Origin of the sequence: Flaviflexus sp. (assembly GCF_041440645.1) — a bacterium.
Taxonomy (GTDB): domain Bacteria; phylum Actinomycetota; class Actinomycetes; order Actinomycetales; family Actinomycetaceae; genus Flaviflexus.
Genome location: NZ_JASDVN010000047.1, coordinates 1 through 1,024, shown reverse-complemented (window position 1 = coordinate 1,024; position 1,024 = coordinate 1). Strand labels below are relative to the sequence as shown.

Below are 1,024 nucleotides of genomic sequence, written 5' to 3'. Positions count from 1 at the left end.
GCTTTTGCTTGGGCCCACAACCATGCTTACCGGAATTCCTGCTTACTCCACCTCGGGGCAATCTCTCACGACCGTTTCCTTGGGCAGCTAGCTTTCCTTCGGGTTACTTATTGCCACTGGACGTTGTCGAGGTCGATACCGTTTGCGATCGCATTGGCTTCGATGACGTCTCGTAACCACTCGGCAAGACCATCGACGCGGTCGTTGTAGTAGGCCGCGAAACGCTCGTCTTCCGTGTAGAGGCGGGCCATGAGGACCTGCTTGGAGTGGCTTGCATCCGTGTAGGACGTGAGCCAGTCTCGGTGCATTTCAGCGAGCTCGTTCGCCCGTTCCGTTCCCGGCTCGATGCCCTCCTGGAAGGCTTCGGCCAGAGTCGATTCGAGCATGGAGACGTTCCGGTTCGCCTGCATCCAGTCTTCGCGGTCCATGGTGGACACTCGGTTCTGGGAGCGTTTCCAGTCCTCCGTGTGTCCCCAGCGTTCTTCCGCTTCTTCCTCCCAGGCGGGATCCCAACCGTCGCCCAGGATCTTGGCGCGCTCTTCCGCGCTGATCTTCTTTCCCATGATGTTCATCCTGATGAGTTGTTCGATAGCGGCCACGTTCCCCTGCAACTGGGAGATCCTCTTCTTCAGAAGGTCTCGTTGTTGAAGGAGGTGTTCCTTCTCGTTGACTGAGGCATCGTCGAGGAGTTGCTTGATGACGCTGAGTGGCATGCCGGACTCGCGGTACAGAAGCACCTGGTGAAGCCGCTTGATGTCGGCCTCCTTGTAGAGCCGATAGTCGGCGCTACTGCGCTCACTTGGCACGACTACTCCAAGCTCATCCCAGTGGTGAAGCGTCCTTACGCTCACTCCCACGAGTTCAGCAACCTGCCCAACTGTTCGTGTCGTCATGCCCCTATCCTCTCGCATGCCTCAGTCGATCCATGAATTATTGCCCGGTTCCCAATCCCCTGGGAGAAAGGTGTCCTGCGTCAAGTAGTTGGCAGGTTTTCTTTGATTTCGAAGTTGGGGATGGTGGGGTC

1 protein-coding gene is annotated in these 1,024 nt (G+C 57.4%); it reads right to left on the bottom strand.

What is annotated here, in order from left to right:
• Positions 1–107: 107 nt before the first annotated feature.
• Positions 108–893 carry a MerR family transcriptional regulator gene (locus QMB98_RS06470; protein WP_371684867.1) on the bottom strand — a complete coding sequence of 262 codons (786 nt, stop codon included), beginning with the start codon at positions 891–893 and terminating at the stop codon, positions 108–110.
• Positions 894–1,024: the final 131 nt, after the last annotated feature.

Excerpts from the sequence above, each read along its gene's own strand:
- QMB98_RS06470 (WP_371684867.1), bottom strand. The coding sequence starts at position 893 with ATGACGACACGAACAGTTGGGCAGGTTGCTGAACTCGTGGGAGTGAGC.